The sequence below is a fragment of the Flavobacterium xizangense genome, assembly GCF_054075145.1.
Map to the genome: position 1 here is coordinate 36,303 of NZ_JBSIPG010000003.1, position 21,166 is coordinate 57,468.

At 33.6% G+C, this 21,166-nt stretch carries 20 protein-coding genes; 9 read left to right on the forward strand and 11 right to left on the reverse strand.

Annotated elements, in window-relative coordinates; translation table 11 throughout:
- Nucleotides 1–20: 20 nt before the first annotated feature.
- Nucleotides 21–824 carry a Cof-type HAD-IIB family hydrolase gene (locus ACWA1B_RS10325; protein WP_456906566.1) on the forward strand — a complete coding sequence of 268 codons (804 nt, stop codon included), beginning with the start codon at nucleotides 21–23 and terminating at the stop codon, nucleotides 822–824.
- A 6-nt stretch (nucleotides 825–830) separates the two neighbouring features.
- On the forward strand, nucleotides 831–1,358 hold the full coding sequence (locus ACWA1B_RS10330) for a GNAT family N-acetyltransferase (protein WP_456906568.1): 528 nt from the start codon (nucleotides 831–833) through the stop codon (nucleotides 1,356–1,358).
- Between the two features lie 75 nt (nucleotides 1,359–1,433).
- Here ACWA1B_RS10330 and ACWA1B_RS10335 read toward each other — a convergent pair whose 3' ends face one another.
- On the reverse strand, nucleotides 1,434–1,955 hold the full coding sequence (locus tag ACWA1B_RS10335; protein WP_142451264.1) for a hypothetical protein: 522 nt from the start codon (nucleotides 1,953–1,955) through the stop codon (nucleotides 1,434–1,436).
- Between the two features lie 485 nt (nucleotides 1,956–2,440).
- On the opposite strand from ACWA1B_RS10335, the gene mtaB reads away from it, so the two are divergent.
- Nucleotides 2,441–3,775, forward strand: a complete 1,335-nt coding sequence (gene mtaB / locus ACWA1B_RS10340; RefSeq protein ID WP_456906570.1) for a tRNA (N(6)-L-threonylcarbamoyladenosine(37)-C(2))-methylthiotransferase MtaB — start codon at nucleotides 2,441–2,443, stop codon at nucleotides 3,773–3,775.
- Between the two features lie 108 nt (nucleotides 3,776–3,883).
- Here the strand turns inward: mtaB and ACWA1B_RS10345 are convergent, their stop codons facing one another.
- The 9 genes from ACWA1B_RS10345 to ACWA1B_RS10385 all read right to left on the reverse strand — a co-directional run bounded on the left by ACWA1B_RS10345 (nucleotide 3,884) and on the right by ACWA1B_RS10385 (nucleotide 11,871).
- Nucleotides 3,884–4,393: a hypothetical protein gene (locus tag ACWA1B_RS10345; protein ID WP_456907035.1), complete on the reverse strand. Its 510-nt coding sequence runs from the start codon at nucleotides 4,391–4,393 to the stop codon at nucleotides 3,884–3,886.
- A gap of 99 nt (nucleotides 4,394–4,492) precedes the next feature.
- Entirely contained in the window at nucleotides 4,493–5,209 is a 717-nt protein-coding gene (locus ACWA1B_RS10350) for a 3-ketoacyl-ACP reductase (protein ID WP_456906572.1), read from the reverse strand.
- Nucleotides 5,210–5,320: 111 nt separating this feature from the next.
- Nucleotides 5,321–5,908: an LURP-one-related/scramblase family protein gene (locus tag ACWA1B_RS10355; protein ID WP_456906574.1), complete on the reverse strand. Its 588-nt coding sequence runs from the start codon at nucleotides 5,906–5,908 to the stop codon at nucleotides 5,321–5,323.
- Between the two features lie 93 nt (nucleotides 5,909–6,001).
- Nucleotides 6,002–6,349, reverse strand: coding sequence for a hypothetical protein (locus ACWA1B_RS10360; protein ID WP_456906576.1), 348 nt, complete (start codon nucleotides 6,347–6,349; stop codon nucleotides 6,002–6,004).
- 9 nt (nucleotides 6,350–6,358) lie between these two features.
- On the reverse strand, nucleotides 6,359–8,515 hold the full coding sequence (locus ACWA1B_RS10365) for a vWA domain-containing protein (protein WP_456906578.1): 2,157 nt from the start codon (nucleotides 8,513–8,515) through the stop codon (nucleotides 6,359–6,361).
- A 71-nt stretch (nucleotides 8,516–8,586) separates the two neighbouring features.
- On the reverse strand, nucleotides 8,587–9,549 hold the full coding sequence (locus ACWA1B_RS10370) for a hypothetical protein (RefSeq protein WP_456906580.1): 963 nt from the start codon (nucleotides 9,547–9,549) through the stop codon (nucleotides 8,587–8,589).
- 2 nt (nucleotides 9,550–9,551) lie between these two features.
- On the reverse strand, nucleotides 9,552–10,052 hold the full coding sequence (locus ACWA1B_RS10375; RefSeq protein ID WP_456906582.1) for an RNA polymerase sigma factor: 501 nt from the start codon (nucleotides 10,050–10,052) through the stop codon (nucleotides 9,552–9,554).
- 167 nt (nucleotides 10,053–10,219) lie between these two features.
- On the reverse strand, nucleotides 10,220–10,897 hold the full coding sequence (locus ACWA1B_RS10380; protein ID WP_456906584.1) for a CPBP family intramembrane glutamic endopeptidase: 678 nt from the start codon (nucleotides 10,895–10,897) through the stop codon (nucleotides 10,220–10,222).
- A gap of 137 nt (nucleotides 10,898–11,034) precedes the next feature.
- Nucleotides 11,035–11,871: a DUF6929 family protein gene (locus ACWA1B_RS10385; RefSeq protein WP_456906586.1), complete on the reverse strand. Its 837-nt coding sequence runs from the start codon at nucleotides 11,869–11,871 to the stop codon at nucleotides 11,035–11,037.
- 216 nt (nucleotides 11,872–12,087) lie between these two features.
- Between ACWA1B_RS10385 and ACWA1B_RS10390 the strand changes: the two genes are divergently transcribed.
- The 3 genes from ACWA1B_RS10390 (at nucleotide 12,088) to ACWA1B_RS10400 (ending at nucleotide 16,486) form a co-directional block, all read left to right on the forward strand.
- Nucleotides 12,088–12,969 (forward strand): PPK2 family polyphosphate kinase, encoded by an 882-nt coding sequence (locus tag ACWA1B_RS10390; RefSeq protein ID WP_456906587.1) that lies wholly within the window; start codon nucleotides 12,088–12,090, stop codon nucleotides 12,967–12,969.
- A 191-nt stretch (nucleotides 12,970–13,160) separates the two neighbouring features.
- On the forward strand, nucleotides 13,161–14,612 hold the full coding sequence (locus tag ACWA1B_RS10395) for a PhoX family protein (RefSeq protein ID WP_456906589.1): 1,452 nt from the start codon (nucleotides 13,161–13,163) through the stop codon (nucleotides 14,610–14,612).
- A gap of 98 nt (nucleotides 14,613–14,710) precedes the next feature.
- Nucleotides 14,711–16,486: a cytochrome-c peroxidase gene (locus tag ACWA1B_RS10400; RefSeq protein WP_456906591.1), complete on the forward strand. Its 1,776-nt coding sequence runs from the start codon at nucleotides 14,711–14,713 to the stop codon at nucleotides 16,484–16,486.
- Between the two features lie 191 nt (nucleotides 16,487–16,677).
- On the opposite strand, the gene ACWA1B_RS10405 is transcribed toward ACWA1B_RS10400, so the two are convergent.
- Complete coding sequence (locus tag ACWA1B_RS10405; RefSeq protein ID WP_456906593.1) at nucleotides 16,678–17,196, reverse strand: hypothetical protein; 519 nt, start codon at nucleotides 17,194–17,196, stop codon at nucleotides 16,678–16,680.
- 189 nt (nucleotides 17,197–17,385) lie between these two features.
- On the opposite strand from ACWA1B_RS10405, the gene ACWA1B_RS10410 reads away from it, so the two are divergent.
- The 3 genes from ACWA1B_RS10410 to ACWA1B_RS10420 all read left to right on the forward strand — a co-directional run bounded on the left by ACWA1B_RS10410 (nucleotide 17,386) and on the right by ACWA1B_RS10420 (nucleotide 21,073).
- Nucleotides 17,386–18,771 carry an MATE family efflux transporter gene (locus ACWA1B_RS10410; protein ID WP_035648195.1) on the forward strand — a complete coding sequence of 462 codons (1,386 nt, stop codon included), beginning with the start codon at nucleotides 17,386–17,388 and terminating at the stop codon, nucleotides 18,769–18,771.
- A gap of 81 nt (nucleotides 18,772–18,852) precedes the next feature.
- The gene (locus tag ACWA1B_RS10415) at nucleotides 18,853–19,080 is read left to right on the forward strand and encodes a hypothetical protein (protein ID WP_026984926.1); all 228 of its coding nucleotides are present in this window, start codon (nucleotides 18,853–18,855) and stop codon (nucleotides 19,078–19,080) included.
- A 61-nt stretch (nucleotides 19,081–19,141) separates the two neighbouring features.
- Complete coding sequence (locus tag ACWA1B_RS10420; RefSeq protein ID WP_456906595.1) at nucleotides 19,142–21,073, forward strand: LTA synthase family protein; 1,932 nt, start codon at nucleotides 19,142–19,144, stop codon at nucleotides 21,071–21,073.
- Nucleotides 21,074–21,166: the final 93 nt, after the last annotated feature.

The window sequence follows — 21,166 nt, forward strand, 5'->3', positions numbered from 1 at the left end:
GCGACTGCAAACTAAAAAACATGCGATACAAAATGTTAGTGCTCGACATGGATGATACCTTGTTGACAGACGATCATAGAATTTCAGATTTAAATAAAAAAGTATTATTAGAAGCTCAGGCAAAAGGAGTGTATGTGGTTTTGGCCTCTGGTCGCCCAACTTCGGCAATGACAGCTTATGCGAAAGAATTGGAATTAGATATTAATGATTCTTATATGATTTCGTTTAACGGAGCAATTATAAGTCGTGTAAAAGATGATCTTGTTTTATTTGAGCAGAAATTAACTGTTGAACAAATTCATGATTTGTATGATTACAGTGTGAAAATGAATACACATATCATTACATATTTAGATGGCGAAATTATAAGCGAAACGGATTCTGAATTTATAGAAATCGAAAAAGAAATTACAGGAATGCCTCATCTTTTGGTTTCTAGTTTTAAGGATTTTGTAGACAGACCTGCTGTAAAATGTATTCTTTTAAAAGAGCCTTCAGAATTGAAAGAATTAGAAGAAGATTTGAAAGCTAAAATGCCACATTTAAGTGTTTCGATGTCAAAACCTTTTTTCTTGGAAGCAGCACAGCAAGGAATTGATAAAGCGGCAAGTTTGCGATTTTTGGCAGAGAAACTAGGAATTCTTCAAGAAGAAATTATTGCTGTAGGTAATGCAGGAAATGATTTGACAATGATAGAATATGCCGGGCTTGGTGTTTGGGTTGATAATGTAACGCCTGAATTACGAGATAGAGCAGATTTAATTGTAGCTTCAAATAATGATGATGGAGTAGCAGAGGTAGTGCAGAAATACATCTTAAATTAAATTTTGATGAAAAATCCAATTGAAACTGAGCGTTTGCTATTAAGGGAATTTCTTCTTTCAGATGCTGATGGAATGTTTGAATTGGATTCAAATCCAAAAGTTCATCTCTTTTTGGGAAATAATCCAGTAAAAAAGCTCGAAGAGAGTATTGAATATATTCATTTTGTTCGAAAACAATACAAGGATTTTGGGATTGGGCGTTGGGCGGTAGTTCTTAAGGAAACCAATGAGTTTTTGGGTTGGTCTGGAATAAAATTTATCACAGATGAAATTAACGGGCATAAAAACTTTTATGAAATTGGTTATCGTTTCATAGAAAAACATTGGGGAAAAGGTTACGCGACCGAAGCAGGAAAAGCTTTTGTAGATTATGCTTTTAATGAAATGAAAGTAGATGCGCTGTATGCATATGCAGACGCAGGGAATGAAAACTCAAGAAAAATTCTCGAAAAATTAGGCTTACAGTATGTAAACTCTTTTGAGTATGAAGGAGAAACTGAAGTCTGGTATGAAATGAAAAATCCAAATGTATAATTAAGAAATGCGTTCCAAATCTTTGTAAACTTTTAAGGCTTGCAAAGATTTGGAAAACGTCGTTTCTTGATTTATTTATTTTTTAGCTACAGAAACAAAATATTTATTTCCGTCACCCATTGTTAATTTTACGCGTTCGTCGCAAAGATCGATTGCATACGCAGCACTTTCGTAACAGCTGCAAGTAGTGTTTTTGTCTTTAGACATTTCAGTTTTGCAATTGTTGTTTTTGAAAGTTGCTAATTGTGGTGTGTACAAACTTACTAAATCTGTAGATGCCGTAACAAGGGAAATAATGCTTGCAGAATTGTTATTTGTGATTCTGTAAACAATTCTGTCTGTGTAATTTACTTCATTTACGGTTACTTTACGAATATAAGTATAGGCAGTAGATTCTGCGCCTGGTTCTTTTACTTCAAATTTAAAACCAACGGCACGAATAGCAACATCAAATTGTTGCTGAGAGTTTAAACTTGCCCAAGTCGTTAAAGTACTGATAGATGGAAATGGATTTGTTGCTGGAGCAGCATTAGTTTGCGCTTGGGAACTAAAAATGGCTAAGAACATCAAGCAGATTGTGGGTAAAAATGCTTTCATAAAGTGTGGTATTTGTAAATTTATTTTGCCTACTCTCTTTGGTTTTCGGCTTTCCCATTTCATTTTGTAACACAAAACAACAACATAACGATTGAAATTCAAAATTGTTATGTCCGATTTATTATTAAATTAATCAATACGTTCTATTAATTCCAAATCTTGCTAAATTTCGATTGAAGATTTAGCTCTAGTAAATGTAAGATTTTTTCAATTTAAATCGAAAAAAAATGTATTTAATCGATGAAATTTGCACTTAATCGATATTTTTGTCATTTAATTCTTATTGAATTGTATAACGTAAAGTTCGAAAAAAATATTGTTTTACAAAATTTTTGCAATCATTAAGTGTATTTTATTTTTAAAAAAACTCTAATTTATGCAAATTGTTGAAACGAAGTCGATTATTGAATTTTCTTTTACAAATATTGTTTGTAAATTTGCACCCTTAAATTTTTTGACAACGATTTCATTAATTTAAGAAAATTATGGAAAATAGAAAGAAAGTTGCCTTTTATACGCTGGGTTGTAAACTGAATTTTTCAGAGACTTCTACAATCGCCAGAAATTTTAATGACGAAGGTTTTGACCGCGTCGATTTTGAAGAAGTTGCCGATATTTATGTAATAAATACCTGTTCGGTAACTGAAAATGCTGATAAACAGTTTAAACAAGTTGTAAAAAAAGCCATGAAGCTGAATGACAAAGCTTTTGTGGCGGCAGTTGGCTGTTATGCACAGTTAAAACCAGAAGAATTAGCCGCTGTTGATGGTGTTGATTTGGTTTTAGGAGCTACAGAAAAATTTAAAATCACCGATTATATTCATGATTTAAGCAAAAACGATATGGGTGAAGTTCACTCATGTGAAATTGCTGAAGCCGATTTTTATGTTGGAAGTTACTCCATTGGTGATAGAACCCGTGCTTTCTTGAAAGTTCAGGATGGATGCGACTATAAATGTACGTATTGCACAATTCCGTTGGCAAGAGGAATTTCTAGAAGTGATGCTTTAGAAAATGTTCTTAAAAATGCAAAAGAAATCTCGGCTCAAAATATTCGTGAAATTGTTTTAACGGGTGTGAATATTGGTGATTACGGAAAAGGAGAATTCGGGAATAAAAAACACGAACATACTTTTCTGGATTTAGTTCAGGCGTTAGATAAAGTTGAAGGAATCGAACGTTTAAGAATTTCGTCGATCGAGCCGAATTTATTAAAAAATGAAACCATCGAATTCGTTTCTAAAAGCCGCACTTTTGTTCCGCATTTTCATATTCCGCTGCAATCGGGAAGCAATGATATTTTGAAATTGATGAAACGCCGTTATTTGCGCGAAGTTTATATTGATCGCGTGAATAAAATTCGCGAGGTAATGCCTGATGCATGCATTGGTGTTGATGTGATTGTCGGTTTTCCTGGAGAAACAGATGAACACTTTTTAGAAACCTATCATTTCTTAAATGAATTGGATATTTCGTATTTACACGTATTTACATATTCAGAAAGAGATAATACAGAAGCAGCTGAAATGGATGGAGTTGTTCCGGCAAATGTTCGTGCAAAACGTAGTAAAATGCTTCGTGGATTATCGGTTAAAAAACGTCGTGCTTTTTACGAAAGTCAATTAGGAACGCAAAGAAGGGTTCTTTTTGAAGGAGAAAATAAAGAAGGATATATTCACGGTTTCACAGAAAATTACGTAAAAGTAAAAACACCTTGGAATCCGGAATTGGTAAATACTTTGCAAGAAATCAATTTAACTAAAATTGATGAAGATGGAAGTGTTCGTATAGAGTTTGTAAATAAATTGGCGGAAGCTTAAAATCGTAAGATAATCCAATTTTGCGTATAGTTTGTCATTCCTCGTTCCTCGGAATGACAAAAAGCGTATAATTTTTAAAAATTATACGCTTTTTGTTTTTTTAAAAATTTATTTCTGATCCTCAGAAACCACCAATTTCAAAGAATTAATATAATCCGTATCAAATTCTATAACTCGGATTTTTTCAGGATTGAAACTTAATTCACCGCCAAACTGACCTCTGATATCCAGAAAATCAATAAGAAGTTCTTCTTCTGAAAGAGAAAGTAATTTCCCTAAGTATGCCGATTTTGCAGACTTTTTAGCAATTTGAAAAATGCCATATTTGTTGCTGATAAAGTTTAAAATCGATTCCAAATCTCTAATCGGGATTATATCTTCAGAATTGATTTTTAAGCCTTTTAAACGAATCACTTTTTCAGTAAAAGCCAAATCATGATCGCGATTAACCGCCAAGATGTTTTTGTTTTTCAAAATCACAAAACCATCTAAAATAAAATCAACAGGATTATTTCGAAGCAAAATCCAGTCATCAGAATAATCAATAAGGAATCCGGTAAAAATTTGCTTTTTATCTTCAAATTCTATTTCGACTAATTGTCTTAAATATTGTTCCATCATTTTTAATTTTATCAAATATCAATACTTAAATTCCAAATTCCAAGTTTGATTTAGATTGGAATTTGTCTCGATAGCTATCGGGATGATTTTAATTTTTTAAGGATTAGTTGACCAGATAGCGCTGTTTTTGATAAAAACTCTGCGGTTTAATTTAAGCTGAGCAATTAATAATTCGGCAATATCTTCAGATTGCATTACTTTCTCAGGATTTCCATCGGTTAAATTTAAGTCTATTGCCAAATCTGTTGCAACGGTACTTGGTGTAAGGGCTGAAACTCTAATGTTATGTTTTCTCATTTCCTGCATCAAAGAATCAGTTAAACCTAAAACCGCAAATTTAGAGGCACTGTAAGCACTTGTTAATGGGTTTCCGTTCAAACCTGCAGTTGATGAAATATTGATGACATCTCCCGTTTGTCTTTCAATCATGTTTGGAATAACGGCACGAGTCGTGTAGTACGTTCCCATTAAATTCACCTGAATGATTTTTTCCCAATCGCTTGGCTCCAATTCTAAGAATTTTCCAAAAGAAGCAATTCCGGCATTATTAATTAAAATGTCAATGTTTTTAAATTCGGCTAAAGCTTTTTCAACTGCTTCGTTTATAGAATTAATATCCGAAACATCTGCGGCTACTGCTAAAGATTTTACGCCTAAGTTATTTACTTGATCTGCAAGCTGGTCAATATCGGCCTGAGTTCTGGCAATTAAAATTAGATTTACACCTTCTTTGGCCAGTGCAATTGCAATTGCTTTTCCAATTCCTTTTCCTGCTCCTGTAATTAGTGCAGTTTTATTTTTTAAGTCTGTCATGATCGTATTTTTAGAAATGCAGAAAGCATCATTTGAGTTACACAAAAATACAGTTTTTGCTTCCTAAAACGATGCTTTCAATGCTTTCTTAATCTAAGTTTAACACCTTTTTTATTCTTTCAGAACCATGTCAATGCACATAACGGCTCCTAAGATTAATTGTCTCAACGGACTATCAACTGCAACAGTATCTTCAATTTGTAAAACATAATTATCGGCACTGGTAAAAAACTCTTTTCCTAATCCGGCCCACTTTTTACTTACTTGAGCTAGTTGTTTATTTTCATGAGAGAATTTAAAATCCCAGCCCGTCCATTTTCCCTGAAGTGTTGCAACAGGTTTTTCGTTTTTGTCTAAAATTTCAAATCTTCCACCAAATGAGAAGAATTTTTGTTTGAAAGTTCCAATCAATCTGTCTTTTTCGTCTAAAACTTCAACAGTCGATCTGAAAATAGCAATTCCTCTTTTTACAGTAATTAATTTTTCACCAGAAGCCGTTGTGATTTCAACATTAAATGGCGTTGCTCTTTTATAATCGGTGAAACGTAATATTTTGGTAAAAAATCCCAAATTATTTTCGCGGCAATTCATTATAATCTGATTCGTTTCGGGATTATAAATGTCGTAATTATTTGAGGCTTTGAACATTCCGATATGTTCTTTTACTAAAAATAGATTTTGGCTTAAAATTGGGTTCATATGCGTGTAAAATTGATTTTAAAATGAAGCCCAAATGTAGTAAAATATCTGTTAATTACTGAGTTTTTTATGTTTGTTTAAGGATGATAAAATTCATTTTTTACTAATGATTATAATTGCGCCATTTTTGCCTTGGTCACCATAAATTAATTTTGCTGCTTCAGGTTTCAATGCTTCTATAGATTTAATGTCATTCGGATTAATTTTGCTAAATTTTACATAATCGACAATTTTGCCATCCAATATATACAACAACTGAATGAGTGCAGATCTCGAAGGACCACATATTATAACTTTAGGAGTTTGAATTTGTGTTTCTTCAGTAATGGGAGGAATTTCTGTTTTTCCAATTGTATCTTTTGTTTTTAATAGCGCTTTATCTTGTGCGTTTGCGGTATAATTAAGCAGAAAAATGAATAAAAGAAATTTTGTTGTTTTCATGCTTAGTTATTAATTAAATTGTTTTGCACCTTCTACAAGACGAATAAATTCAACTTTATAACCTTCGCCATCATTTGAATTTCCTTGTTTGGCCAATTTTACAATTTCTTCAGAAGATTTGTTGGTAATTAATTTTGAATCTCTCAATTTCAATCCGAACCACGCTACAGCAGAACTGAATTTCATATCATCACTTGATTTTTCCAAAGCAACCGATTTATTCTCAATTGTCTGAACCATTTCGATACTTTTATCGCCGTCAGGTTTTTTGTAACGGAATTTTATAGTTGCCAATTCGTCGCTGTAATTGTTTGAACTTGGTTCTGTTTTTGTGTATTTTAAATCATCTGGCTGTTCGGCTAAATAATTGCTTTTTACACCTGCCGGAATAATTTCATATAAAGCGGTAACAGTGTGATTGCTGCCTAATTCACCCGCATCAATTGCATCATTTTTAAAATCTTCCGGACGCAATTTTCTGTTTTCATAACCAATCAAACGATACGCCTGAACTTGTTTTGGGTTGAATTCAATCTGGATTTTTACATCTTTAGCGATAGCAAACATCGAACCTTTAAATTCTTTTCCTAAAAAACGATTCGCTTCCTGAATGTTATCGATATAGGCATAATTTCCGTTTCCTTTATCCGCTAAAATTTCCATTTTACTGTCTTTGTAATTTCCCATTCCGTAGCCTAAACAAGTTAGGAAAACGCCTGTTTTTCTTTTGTCTTCGATTAATTTTTCCATATCCGAATTCGAAGCGCTTCCAACATTAAAATCGCCGTCAGTTGCTAAAATCACGCGATTATTTCCTCCTTTGATGAAATTTTCTGTTGCTGTTTTATAAGCCAATTCGATTCCCGCGCCGCCCGCAGTACTGCCGCCGGATTGTAAGTTATCTAAAGCATCAATAATTGTCTTTTTTTCGTCTCCCGAAGTTGGAGGTAAAACCATTCCTGCAGCTCCCGCATAAACTACAATAGATACCTTGTCTTTTGCTCGCAGTTCGTTTACCAAAATTTTCATGGATTGTTTTAATAAAGGCAGTTTGTTCATGTCGCCCATTGAACCCGAAACGTCAATCAGGAAAACAAGATTTGAGGCTGGTAAATCATTGGTTGGTATATTTTTTCCTTGTAAACCAATTTTCAAAATTTTATTATTTGAATTCCAAGGCGAATCGCTTACTTCAGTATTGATAGAAAACGGATGCTCATTTTTTGGCTGTGGATAAGTATATTTAAAGAAATTAACCATTTCTTCTACGCGAACAGCGTCTTTTGGAACTTGTTGGCCGTTGTTTAAAAAGCGTCTGATATTGGTATAAGAAGCGTTATCAACATCTATTGAAAATGTAGAAAGCGGAGCAGTCTTTGGGCTTTCAAAAGCATTCTCTACAAAAGAATCATAATCTTCCTGATTTGGTTCAGTCGGAATTGGGAGAATATTTAATTTTTTATCCAATTCTTTTTCTGATAGGTTTTTATACATTTCATTTTTGGTCGAAATCACGACAACGCCATTTGAAGCCTTGCTTCCGTAAATAGAAGTTGCCGATTCATCTTTCAGCACTTTTAAATCCTTAATATCACTTGGATTAATTTTTGCCATTTGATTGGCTTTTGCAGGAACTCCGTCGATAATATACATTGGTTCATTTTTTGAAGAAATAGTTGCATTTCCACGAATCATAATTGTAGAATTTGAGCTTGGAGCAGCAACATATCCAACATTATTTTGAACCTGAACTCCAGCCGCTTTTCCTTTCGATGCATCAGCTCTTTTTATTCTTCGTTCTGAAACGGAACCTGTTACCATTGATTTTTTTTGGACACCATAACCAACAACAACTACTTCATTCAATGCTTGAGCATCAGAATACATTTTGATATTAATCGTGTCTGAGTTTTCAACTTTTTGCCTTTGCGTTTTGAACCCAATAAAACTGAAAACAAGTATATCTCCTTTTTGTGCCTGAATACTGTATTGGCCATCAAAATTCGTGGCAGAACTTGCTTTTGAGTTTTGATTAAAAATAGTAACGCCGGGAATTGGTTGATGTGTTTCATCTGAAACAATTCCAGTAATAGTTCTTTTTTGTGCCATGCTTACGAAACATATAAGCATAGCAATGGCTGATGAAATAAGTTTTAGACTTTTCATGATAATAAGTTTTAAGAATTAATGTTTTGATTTTGCTTTGTCAAAGCTGCAGACTTTGACAAAGCTTAAGATTATTTTTTCAGAGTTGGTTTTCCTGTTTTTGTAGTAATGATTACAACTCCTTTTTTACCTTTTTCGCCATATTTTTCAGTAGCTTCAAGGTCTTGTAAAATGGTTATTGTTTTGATGTCTTGCTGATTTAACGGCGCATATGGACTCGTTGGATTTTTTCCGAATAAATCATTTTCCGAATAATATATCCCGTCAATAATGTAAAGCGGTTCGTCCAGAATTACTAGTGATTCGACATTTTCAGGTTGTACATTAGGAAGTTCTGTCTGCATCATTTTATCTCTTTTTGCATCATCGCTGTGCGCCATTGCGTTTCCGTTCATAATAATTAAAGGAGCACTTTTTTTAGCTTTTGCCGCTTGTTTGTCAGCAAAAGCAACTTTTGCCGCCTCTCTTTCAGGATAATTTGAGTAACCCATTTGTGGTGTAACTTCTTTTTTAGAAACGATGTTGTCACTTTCTTCGTCAGCGCTTTCTTCATTTGCTGCTACAATTACTTCTTGGGTTCCCGTACTTATTGGCAATGCTAATTCTTCCGGATTGTTTGAACTCATTTTTTCCTGAATTGCAACGCTTTGTTTATGTTTTATCTGATTTCCTAAAATTGCTGCACCTTCTTCTTTTGTAACTAATTGTGGATCTGATGAAACTGGCGCACTATTTTTTTCTGCCGAATTGTTTTTAGTTGTTTGATTTTGTGAATCATTGGTTACAACTTGATCTGTGTTTTCTAAAGTTGCTTTTTTATCTGTTTTCAGAAATTGATAACCTAATGAGATTACTAACAAAAGTGAAGCCGCAACTGCAATTTTTTTCCAAAGAGAAATTGTTTTTTTATCCTCTTTTTTGTCGAGTTTTTGTTCAACGCGCGACCAGACTTTTTCCATTCCAGGAAAATCTTTTGCGGGAACATTTTCTGCCGCTTCTTTAAATCTATCGAATATTTTATCTTGATTGTCCATGACTATTTTGCTTTTTGATAATACAATTTATTAACCAGATCTTTTAGTTTGGTTTTGGCCGCATTCAATTGTGATTTTGAAGTGCCTTCAGAAATATTTAGCATTGTCGCTATTTCTTTGTGCCCGTAACCTTCAATAACGAAAAGGTTGAAAACCGTTTTACATCCATCCGGAATATGGTTTAATAAATTGAGTAAATCTTCCTCTTCTAACTCGCTCATTTCTTCTGTAAAAGGTTGTGAAAGCACTTTTACATCATCAAGATACATATTGAAATTAATGTTCTTCCTGATGGTTGCCAAACAGTGATTAACGGTAATTTTTCTGGCCCAGGCTTTAAAAGCTTTGTCTTCTTTGAGCTGGTCTAATTTGGTAAATAAGGTATAGAAGGCATCGGCCAGAGCTTCTTCAATTTCTTCTTCTTTCTTGAGGTATCGTTTGCAAACGCGATACAGCTTTGGAGCCATATGCTCATAAACCTGACGCTGCGCTTCGCGGTTCATTTTTTTGCAGTTAGAAATTAGTGTTTCGTTTATCACAATGTTGGTCTTTATTTATAAAGAGAGCGAAAAAGATAAAAAGGTTGGGACGAAGATGAAATAAATATAAAAATAATTTAAATTGTTGTGTAAATGGTTGTTTTTGTGGGTTTTATTTTTAGCTCGCTTTTTTATGTTTTTGCCGTCAAAAGAAAAAGATCCCATAAAAAATGACAGATTATCAGAATTTTAATGTTTCTGTATTTCTCATATTGAATCGCAAATACGAGTCCGATAACAATTGGTCCAATGACATTCAGCAATGTTCCGTAACCAATATGCAGCAATCCAAACAGAACACTGGAAATGATTATAGCCAGAATTTTGTTTTTAAAAAGAAGTTCTAATCTTTGCATTAAATAGCCTCTGAAAATTAATTCCTCGGTAATTCCGGCAGTGATACAAGTAAAAAAAAGTAAAATGTAACTCTTTTTAAAAAGTGCCAAAGCTTTTTGTAATACCACGCTTTCGCCTGTAATTTTAAATAACATCATTAAAAGCCCAGTAAAATATACCGCAATGAATAATTTTACAAAGGTTTTGAAGAATGCCATTGCGAAATCAGGAAAAGAATATTTAGTTTCCGGCCAAAGCAAAAAAGGCTGTTTTTCTATTTTTAACGAATATAAGAATAACAGCAAAAGCGAAATCCAAATAGCAAATCTCGAAATGTAGAATTGAATTTCCTTGCTGATTCCTAGGTTTTTGAATAATAAAGGAGTATAAAGAGCCAGAACAGGAAGAAGTATAGAAATTATGATGCTAATAATTAAAGCTGGTTTCTTGGCTGAATTTGAAATATTGAGCATTTATTTTGGTTGTAGGTTGGTTTTAGTGCAAATAAGAGCCTTTGTGAATCTCTGCGCAGACTTTGTGAATCTTTGCGGTAAAACTATAACGCAAAGATTAGCAAAGAATTACGTAAAGGCACGCAAAGCAAAATACTTTATTTAACTGGCAAAGTCAATTTAAAAATCTTAGTTTCTAAAACATCCGTATCATTATCCTCGCAAAGCAAAAACTCGATTTTGTTGTTTTCTTTTTTATAGAAAGTCAAACCTTCAAATTTATTGGTTGAAGTTATTTTTTGAGTGAAATCAATTTTCATGGTTTTAACATCGATTCTTCCGATGAAACTTCCTAGAATTTCGCCGTCGTCGTAAGTTGATTTTGTGTCTTCGGCAGTTGAAAGAAAATAGATTTTATCTTCGACTAAAATCGCATCGGTAAAACTGGAACGAATGCCTTTTATTTTTGGAAGTTTATAATTGACAGAAATCAAAGCAAATTCTTGATCCAGTTTTTTCGCATGAATCGTAAAAATCGTGTTTTTGTTTGAGACGCCATTGCCTCGGTTAAATAAATACCAGTTTTCGCCATCGAAAATTGCGCCTTCCAAATTAAAATCTTCTGGTTTTATTTCGCCAAAACTTTGCATCAAAGCGTATATATCAACTAAATTATTTTTTTGTAAAACCTTTTTGTTTTTAAGATCAAACTCAATCATTTTGTTTCGGTTTTCGGTTGAACCGGAACCAAAAACATATAAAGTATCGTTATGATTTGTTAAGGATTCGAAATCTGGTTTTAGGTTTTTCGGAATATTTTGCGTTGGGTTGTCAATTAAAGGATGTTGGTTTAATTGCTGATTCTGCATATTGTATTCGTAAAGAAATCCGCTGTTGTCGCCAATAATATAAAGTGCATCATTGTTATAAAACAATCCTGACGCCGAACCGATTCCGATGATTTGAAATAATATTTCTAATGTGAATTTTTCCATGAAATTAAAATGTTGTTTTGAAAACCAATGCCTAGCCCTGATAGCAATGGAAATACTTTGAAAAGAAATTGCATTTTTTCCTGACAGAACAAAGCGACCAACGGAAGCTCTTGTTATGGCTTTGGAAAAAAGCAATTTATTGAAAAGTATTGCAATGAATAGCAGGAATGTGCTACGTAAAAATAGTATATTTATGATATAAAAAAATCAAAATATATGAAATCAATAGACCCGAAAGATTTTAAAGTTACCGATAAAATAAAACTAAGCAAGATTCCGACTTTATTAAATATTGATGCCGATGATGATGAAAAGGAAGAAAAACTAGATAAAGTTCAGGCAAAATTAAGCGATTTGCAGGATGTGATGTATGCGCACAATAAATATGGAGTTTTAATTTGCCTTCAAGGAATGGATACTTCGGGAAAAGACAGTTTGATCAGGGAAGTTTTTAAAGAATTTAATCCGCGTGGGGTTGTAGTGCATAGTTTTAAAACGCCAAATTCAAGTGAATTGGAACATGATTATTTATGGCGCCATTATATTGCTTTGCCGGAAAAAGGAAAGTTTGCGATTTTTAACAGAACGCATTATGAAAATGTGTTAGTAACGCGCGTGCATCCGGAATATATTTTGGGAGAGAATTTGCCAGGAATTAATTCGGTTGAAGATATTACGCCCGCTTTTTGGGAAAACAGAATTGAACAGATCAATAATTTTGAAAAGCATATTTCGCAAAACGGAACCATTGTAATGAAGTTTTATATGCATTTGAGCAAAGAGGAGCAAAGAGAACGATTGTTGCGTCGCTTAGAAGAAGAAAAACACCATTGGAAATTTTCACCCGGAGATTTAAAGGAGCGCGAACATTGGGATGAATACCAAAAGTATTACGAAGAGGCAATTAATAAAACATCAACAGATTATGCTCCCTGGTATATCATTCCTGCCGATGATAAAGAAATGGCGCGATACATTGTAGCCAAAATTATTTGGGAAGAAATGCAAAAACATACTGATATTAGGGAACCAGAACTGGATGAGAAGATAAAAGCCAATTTTGAGTCTTATAAAGCACAGTTAAAAGAAGAGTCTTAAAGTAAGGCTCTTTTTTTTGTTTAAATGTTACTGAAAGTTTATGAGAATTTTGTATTACTAATTTATTGTTAAATTTTTTAGCAACAAATGTGTTTTGTGTTAAAAGTCTTGTTTTTTTGATAATATAGAAGTCATTTTAAGTTAAAATACTGGGATTTACTTTGTAAAAAATAAAAAACCAATTTTAGCTTATGAAACGAATCATTCTACCTTTAATTATTTTAGGGTCGGTACTTACATCATGTAATAACGATTCTAAAGATGAAACCGAACCAACAAGTGTTGTCTTGAAAGACCAGTCTGTAACGCCAAGTTTATTGAAAGCGCAGGCAGGATTTGAAAATTTAAAAATTTATTCTCTTTTTAGCTCAGATGATGTTTTTCCAGATAGCCCAAACTTTGTTTTTGGTGGTTCTGCTGATGGTTCTGGTTTATTAAAAAATACAGATGGAACTTTTACTTTTTTAGTAAATAACGAAGATAACTTTGCTGTTTCAAGAATTACGCTTGATAAAACATTCAAGCCTACAAAGGGAGAATATTTGTTGAATTCTAGCGGAGGAACCTGGAGATTATGCGGTGCAACTATGGCAACTCAGGCAGAACACGGTTTTGGGCCGGTTTATTTGACTTGTGGAGAATCTGGTGAAGAATCTCGTACACATGCATTAAACCCTTATGGAGATGTAGGTTCTGCATCTGTATCTAAGGAATTATCAGGTTTTGGACGTTTAAGTGCTGAGAATGCTTTGCCATTGCGTTCTAGCGCATACAGCGGTAAAACAGTTGTAGTAATTGGCGATGACGATTCTGGAACTTATGGAGGTCAGGTTTTTATGTATGTATCAAATACTGTTGGTGATTTAACAAATGGTTCTTTATACATGCTTAAAAGAAATGATGATAACCAAAGAGAGAAAGACATGGAAGTTAGCAAAACCTATCCAGTTTCTTTTGTAAAAATCGATAACCATACAACGCTTACTGGTGCACAAATTAATGCTGCAGTAAATACTTTAAAAGGAATAAAATTTGGACGAGTTGAGGATTTGGATTACCGTAAAGGTGGAAGCAATGCAGATCGTGAATTGTACTTTAACGTAACCGGACAAGCAACAACCGGAACAAATGCTGATGGTTCAAGAACGAAATACGGAAGAGTTTACAGACTTAATCTTGATGCTGCTGACCCATTAAAAGGAACTTTGGAAGTTATTCTTGACGGAGACAATAGAAGCGGAATTGCAGGTAAATTCCAAAATCCAGATAATATCTGTGTGACTAAAAACTACGTTTATGTTCAGGAAGATGCAAACGGATATGGTGACGAAACGCACGATGCTTACATCTATCAATACAACATTGCTACAAAAGATTTAAAAGTTGTAGTTGAATTAGATCACCGTCGTACTGCTGCAGATGCTGCAAAATACAATGTAGGCGGAACTTCAAAGTTTGGAGATTGGGAATACGGTGCTTTGATCGATGTTTCGGAGCAAGTTGGTATTGCTGATACTTTTATGCTAAGCGTGCAGCCACATACTTGGACTGGTGCAAAATATAAAGGTGTTGATGGTGGAACTAACCGTCCTAACGAACAACAAGCAAGTCAAATTGTAGTTATTAAAGGTTTGGCGAGATAATTTTTTTAAGTCATTATAAAACAGTAATCCACTATCTCGATTTTGAGGTAGTGGTTTCTGTTTTTCTAAATATTCTTCTTTTTAATTCTCATAAAATCATGAAAAAAATATATTGTTTGTTGTTTTTGATGGCTTTTGTTTCCTGTCAAAAAAAGAGCAAACATCAAGAAATAAATGAATTATTTCAGAAAGATATTACTTCATTAATTGAAAAAGTTGCAAAGTTGAAATATTCTGTGCAGGAAGATTCGACTGAAGCACAAATTCAGAGGCAGTTTCTGGAAGCGCACGAAAGTTATAAAAAGGTCGAAATGATAAGTGAGTATTATTCGCCAGCAGTTTCAAAATCCATTAATGGTCCTGCGATACCTGAATTTGAAGAAAATGATAAAGTAACAGTGTTGCCCGAAGGATTTCAGGTTATTGAAGAATTGGTTTTTCCGAAATACAGCAAAGCGAATAAAAAAGAATTAATTTTGGAATTGGGTGTTTTATCTGCCAATTTAATTCGGCTGGAAAAAGTTTCAAGTTCCAATGAATTGACTGATGCTCATGTTTTTGACGCTATGCGGTTAGAAGTATACCGAATCATTACATTGGGAATAACAGGTTTTGATTCACCAGTTGTTTTAAATTCACTTCCCGAAGCGTTAGTATCTTTAGAAACAATCGAAAAATATTATCGAATTTATCTTCAGAATCAATCGGCTTCAAATTCGAAACAAGTACTTCAGATTTTTGAAAAAGGGAAAAAATATTTAAAATCGAATACCAATTTTAATGCTTTTGATCGTGCTTATTTTATCAATGAAATTCTAAATCCGTTAAGCAAAGGACTTTTTAAAACGCAATCTGAATTAGGAATTTCATTAATGAAAGAACAGCGCGGATTAAAAGTTACAGCTCAGACTTTATTTGATAAAGATGCCTTTGATCCAGAAGCTTTCTCTGGCTTTCCCGATTATAAAACAACACCAGAAAAAATTGCATTAGGCAAAAAGTTATTCAATGATCCTATTTTATCTGGAAACAACACACGTTCCTGCGCTTCCTGCCATCATGCCGATAAAGCATTTACAGACGGATTGGAAAGAGCGGTTTCATTAGACGGAAAATCAATGATTCAGCGTAATACGCCAACACTTTCAAACATCGCTTTTCAGCGCGTATTTTTCGCAGATTCGAGAGTGAGTTATCTCGAAGATCAAGCCGTTGCGGTTATTAAAAATGAAAACGAAATGCATGGCTCTTTGGAAAAATCGGCTTTGGCGATTCAGAAAAATGTTCAATATGTACAGTCTTTCAAAAAGGCTTTCCCAAAAGGAGAAATAAATGAATTTACAATCAAAAATGCTTTGGGGTCTTACATTCGTTCATTAAGTCATTACGATTCTAAATTTGACCGTGTGATGCAAAAGAAAACAAATTTTACTGCTGATGAAAAAGCAGGTTTTAATTTATTTGCCGGAAAAGCAAAATGCGCTACGTGTCATTTTATTCCGCTTACAAATGGCACTGTGCCGCCAAATTTTGACCGATCTGAAAGTGAAATTTTAGGTGTTCCTGACAAAAATAAAAAACTTGATGGTGACTTAGGCAAATTTGTTATAACACAGGCGGCGATTCATAAACATTCTTTTAAAACGCCAACAATCAGAAATATTGAACTCACAGCGCCGTACATGCACAATGGTGTTTATAAAACTTTAGAAGAAGTTATTGATTTTTATAATGAAGGTGGAGGTTTAGGAAAAGGTTTTGATGTTCCAAATCAGACATTGCCAGAAGATAAATTGAATCTGTCTGATCAAGAGAAAAAACAATTGATTGCTTTTATGAAAACACTGACGGATAAAAAATATTCTAGTAATTAGATAATGTGCCAATTTGATAATTTGATAATTTTTCAATGTTAAATTTATAAGAAACCCGACAGTTCCGAAGCTTCGAGACTGTCGGGTTTCTTTTTTTAGGAAATTTGAAAGCATATAAAACACCAAACCCGGCAGACTGTGCAATCTGCCGGGTTCATACCAAAAACAAAAAATAAATTAAACCTTAACTTTTATAAGTCAAAACCATAAGCAACACGCAATGCTACCTGATTGGTTCTGAAATCATGATAATCTTCGTAACGTACGCTCAAATCAATGTATTTGTTTGCGTATCCAATTCCTGGTGCCCATAAAAAAGTGGTTTGATCATAACCGTTTGTTACTGCAAAACCGGCACCGATTTCACCTAAAACATAAAATTGATCTTCCCAAACAAAGGCTTTAAAACCTGCTTTTGCAGGAATAAATCCAAGATCTTTTACGTTATTTCCAAGTTCATCTTTTCCCATAAATAAATTGGTAAATCCCGTTGTTAGTGTCAGCGATGTTCTTTTTGACAAATCATATTGTAAACGAACATCTCCACCAAGTGACCAGTCATAATCGTTATCTGTTGGAATTCCTCCGTTGATCCCGAATCCTAATCTAAATCCCTGATCATAATTTGTTGCTGCGTTGTCTTGTGCGAAGGCAGTGTTGGCGAATAAAAATGCAAAAGCAGCTAGGCATATCATTTGTACTTTTCTCATGGCTTATATATTTGAATTATTAATAATGTAAAAGTATAATCAAGGGCTTTGGGGCTTGTTATATAATTTTTAAAAATCGTTACATAATATTAGGGTGTGCTTAATTTTGCCTTAAAAATGGGATATCTTTTTATTGATAGGACAGAATTCCAAGCTTCTGACTATCTTTGCCGACAAAATAAAATAGAAGTGAATTTAAAGCAGTACACCAAGGAGTTTTCGTATAATTTAAAACTGGCATATCCTGTAATTTTGGGAATGGTCGGGCATACTTTAATAGGTATGGTCGATAATATTATGGTAGGTAAAATTGGAGCTACTGAATTAGCAGCAGTTTCATTAGGAAATACGATGATTTTTGTGGCAATGTCAATAGGAATTGGTTTTTCGACAGCCATTACGCCAATTGTTGCCGAAGGTGATGCCGAGAAAAATGATGTCAAAATTCGTTCTGCATTTCATCATGGTTTATTTTTATGCGCCATCTTAGGATTGTTTCTTTTTGGGATAATTGTTTTGGCAAAGCCAATAATGGAAATGCTGGATCAACCTGCTGATGTAATTAAATTGGCAAAACCTTATTTAGATTGGGTTGCTTTTTCACTAATTCCTTTAATAGTTTACCAAGGTTATAAGCAATTTGCCGACGGATTGTCACTTACAAAATATTCGATGTATGCAATGGTTATGGCTAATGTGCTTCACGTCGGAATCAATTATATGTTGATTTACGGAATTTGGATTTTTCCTAAAATGGGAATTATTGGTGCCGCTCTTGGAACTGTAATTTCAAGAATATTTCTCGTAATGTTCATGCATATCATGCTTTCCAGACGAAATGATTTAAAACGTTTTTTCAAGGATTTCAGTTTTAGCGAAATAAAAAAAGCAACCATAAAAAAAATAATCAGTATTGGTTTTCCATCTGCAATGCAAATGCTTTTTGAAGTAGTTTTATTTTCTGCTTCAGTTTGGCTTTGTGGTAATATTGGAAAAACAAGCCAGGCAGCCAATCAAATTGCTTTGAGTCTGGCGTCGATGACTTTTATGTTTGCCATGGGGTTAAGTGTGACTTCGATGATCAGAGTTAGTAACCAAAGAGGTTTAATGGATTATAAAAAACTGGTTGTTGTAGCAAGATCTATTTTCCTTTTGGCAATTATACTCGAAACTGTTTTTGCAATTTTGTTTATCGCTTTTCACGAATATCTGCCATACATCTTTTTAAATATGGAAAATACCGGACAGGTTCTGGATAATAGCGAAGTAATCAGCATTGCATCAAAATTGCTTTTAATTGCCGCGGTTTTTCAAATTTCTGACGGAATTCAGGTTGTGGTCCTTGGGGCTTTGCGTGGTTTGCAGGATGTAAAAATCCCTATGTACATCACTTTTATGGCCTATTGGGTTATTGGTTTTCCAATTTCATATTATTTAGGAGAACATACAGAACTGAAAGCGCAGGGAGTTTGGATTGGACTTTTGGCGGGTTTAACAACAGCAGCAATTTTTCTGTACATTCGCTTCCACTACTTAACAAAGAGATTAATCATTAATTCAGATTCAAATAATTAAATTTGATAAAAGATAAATCACAGATTGTAAATTTTTTGTAAATCTGTGGAAAATAATAACAAATACTAAAAAATAAATATAATGGAATTACCTAAATTTTTACTTGGAGACAATACTGATTTCCCAGATGATATTTTCATCATTCATCTAGATTATCCTCGATTTATTATTAATTTAAAAGACGATGAGGTTGAATTTTTAGAAGAAGCAGAGGATCTTGATGAAGCTGAATTAAATGCCGAAATGGAAGGTTTGATCGAGAAAGCAAATGATTTTTACGACAGAGAAATTAATCGTTACGAAGAGTAGTAGAGAGGCAACGCAGTGCGTCCTAAATTGTGCAACTGTCTAAAAAAATGTAAATCGTTCAATGAAAAAATTAAGTTACTTAAAACCCATTTTTAACTTTATAGCAATCGGATTGCTGATCACTACTTTAAGCCGTCTTGTTTTATTTTTTATTTTTAAAGATAGAGTAGTCGAAACGCCAAATTTCTGGTATATTTTTCCAATCGGTCTGCGAATGGATATGATATTGCTTTGTTATTTATCATTTCTTCCGGCTGCCCTTATTACTTTTATTCCAAATAAAGGAATAAAGTTCACCAACAAATTTTTGGTATTTTATAATTTCTTGTTTCTCTTTCTGATACTTTTTGTTGAATTGGCTTCACCTGATTTTGTAAAACAATACGATACACGTCCGAATAAAATTTTCTTAGATTATCTAATCTACCCGAAAGAGGTTGTTGGAATGCTTTTGAAAAGTTATCTAACTTCAATTATTGTTTCTCTCCTGATTTTGGGAGCCGTGCTTTATTTTGCTATCAAAAAAGGGAAAAAATATTTTCATACTTCAAGTACAGATTATAAATTCAAATTGATGGTTTTTCCATTATTGGCTTTTTTATTGTTTTTTGGTGCGCGTTCAAGCCTTACTTCAAAACGACCAATCAATGCCAGTAATGCGGTTTTTTCTACCGATCAGTTAACAAATACTTTAGGCTTAAACTCTTTTTATACTGTTGCTTTTGCTGCTTATTCGATTAAAAATGAAGCAAACACAAAAATGTACGGTAAAATGGATGAAGCCGAAGCAATTGCTCGTGTGAAAAAATACATGATTGCAGGTCCAAACGATTTTACCGATGCTGAAATTCCGTTTCTTCACGTACAACAACCAGATTCAGTGAGACAAAAACCGTATAATTTGGTGATTTTCCTTCAGGAAAGTTTAGGCGCTGAATATGTTGGAATTTTAGGAGGAAAACCATTGACTCCAGAATTTGACAAGTTGTCAAAAGAAGGAACATTATTCACCAATTTGTACTGCACAGGAACCAGAAGTGTGAGAGGAATCGAGGCAGTTGTAACAGGATTTTTGCCTTCACCTTCTGAAAGCGTTGTCAGACTTGGAAATTCTCAACAAGGATTTTTTACACTTGCCGATGCTTTAAAACAAAAAGGATATGACACGAGTTTCATTTATGGTGGAATGGCCAATTTTGATAATATGGCTTCATTTTTCAACGGAAATGGTTTCAGCGACATTGTAGATCAAACGGATTTTGAATCAGACGGAAATAAATATGCTTTCAAAGGAACTTGGGGCTATTCTGATGAAGATTTGGTTACTAAAGCGAATCAATATTTCAAGTCAAAAGGAAACAAGCCATTTTTCTCTTTGATGTTCTCGACTTCAAATCATGAACCTTTTGAATATCCTGCAGGAAGAATAAAACCTTACGACAAAAAACCGGCAACAGTTAATAATGCCATGAAATATGCAGATTTTTCAATTGGAAAATTCTTCGAGATGGCTAAAAAAGAAGCGTATTTTAAAAACACGATTTTCATCGTAATTGCGGATCATAATACAAGAACGTACGGAAAAAATTTAGTGCCAATTAATAAATTCCATATTCCGGCATTTATTATGGGACCTGGGGTTGCAAAAGGTGCGGTTTATGACAGATTAGCAAGTCAAATTGATATTCCGCCTACATTATTAGGGTATTTAGGAATTCCGTTTGAAACACCAATGGTTGGAAGAAACCTGACTAAGTTAGATCAAAAAGTACAAGGAAGATCAATTATGCAGTTTAATGATATCAATGCATTTAGAGTAGAAAATCAGGTCGTAATCATGCAACCGAATTTGAAACCGCTTCAATTTGAAATCAAAAACGATACTACTTTAATTCCTGTAAAATTAAATGAAGATTTAGCAAAAGATGCTTTGGCTCACGTGATAACAGCAGGGAATTTATATAAAGAAAGCAAATATAAACTAAGGCGCTAAGATTCTAAGATGCTAAGGTTCTAAGTTTTTAATTTAGTGACTATTTTGCTTGTCACTTTGAGCGAAGTCGAAATGCTTTGTATATTCTCGATT

Bases quoted from the DNA above. Each gene is read 5' to 3' on its own strand.
- ACWA1B_RS10325 (WP_456906566.1), top strand. From the start codon at position 21: ATGCGATACAAAATGTTAGTGCTCGACATGGATGATACCTTGTTGACA.
- ACWA1B_RS10330 (WP_456906568.1), top strand. From the start codon at position 831: ATGAAAAATCCAATTGAAACTGAGCGTTTGCTATTAAGGGAATTTCTT.
- ACWA1B_RS10335 (WP_142451264.1), bottom strand. From the start codon at position 1,955: ATGAAAGCATTTTTACCCACAATCTGCTTGATGTTCTTAGCCATTTTT.
- mtaB (WP_456906570.1), top strand. From the start codon at position 2,441: ATGGAAAATAGAAAGAAAGTTGCCTTTTATACGCTGGGTTGTAAACTG.
- ACWA1B_RS10345 (WP_456907035.1), bottom strand. From the start codon at position 4,393: ATGGAACAATATTTAAGACAATTAGTCGAAATAGAATTTGAAGATAAA.
- ACWA1B_RS10350 (WP_456906572.1), bottom strand. From the start codon at position 5,209: ATGACAGACTTAAAAAATAAAACTGCACTAATTACAGGAGCAGGAAAA.
- ACWA1B_RS10355 (WP_456906574.1), bottom strand. From the start codon at position 5,908: ATGAACCCAATTTTAAGCCAAAATCTATTTTTAGTAAAAGAACATATC.
- ACWA1B_RS10360 (WP_456906576.1), bottom strand. From the start codon at position 6,349: ATGAAAACAACAAAATTTCTTTTATTCATTTTTCTGCTTAATTATACC.
- ACWA1B_RS10365 (WP_456906578.1), bottom strand. From the start codon at position 8,515: ATGAAAAGTCTAAAACTTATTTCATCAGCCATTGCTATGCTTATATGT.
- ACWA1B_RS10370 (WP_456906580.1), bottom strand. From the start codon at position 9,549: ATGGACAATCAAGATAAAATATTCGATAGATTTAAAGAAGCGGCAGAA.
- ACWA1B_RS10375 (WP_456906582.1), bottom strand. From the start codon at position 10,052: ATGAACCGCGAAGCGCAGCGTCAGGTTTATGAGCATATGGCTCCAAAG.
- ACWA1B_RS10380 (WP_456906584.1), bottom strand. From the start codon at position 10,897: ATGCTCAATATTTCAAATTCAGCCAAGAAACCAGCTTTAATTATTAGC.
- ACWA1B_RS10385 (WP_456906586.1), bottom strand. From the start codon at position 11,871: ATGGAAAAATTCACATTAGAAATATTATTTCAAATCATCGGAATCGGT.
- ACWA1B_RS10390 (WP_456906587.1), top strand. From the start codon at position 12,088: ATGAAATCAATAGACCCGAAAGATTTTAAAGTTACCGATAAAATAAAA.
- ACWA1B_RS10395 (WP_456906589.1), top strand. From the start codon at position 13,161: ATGAAACGAATCATTCTACCTTTAATTATTTTAGGGTCGGTACTTACA.
- ACWA1B_RS10400 (WP_456906591.1), top strand. From the start codon at position 14,711: ATGAAAAAAATATATTGTTTGTTGTTTTTGATGGCTTTTGTTTCCTGT.
- ACWA1B_RS10405 (WP_456906593.1), bottom strand. From the start codon at position 17,196: ATGAGAAAAGTACAAATGATATGCCTAGCTGCTTTTGCATTTTTATTC.
- ACWA1B_RS10415 (WP_026984926.1), top strand. From the start codon at position 18,853: ATGGAATTACCTAAATTTTTACTTGGAGACAATACTGATTTCCCAGAT.
- ACWA1B_RS10420 (WP_456906595.1), top strand. From the start codon at position 19,142: ATGAAAAAATTAAGTTACTTAAAACCCATTTTTAACTTTATAGCAATC.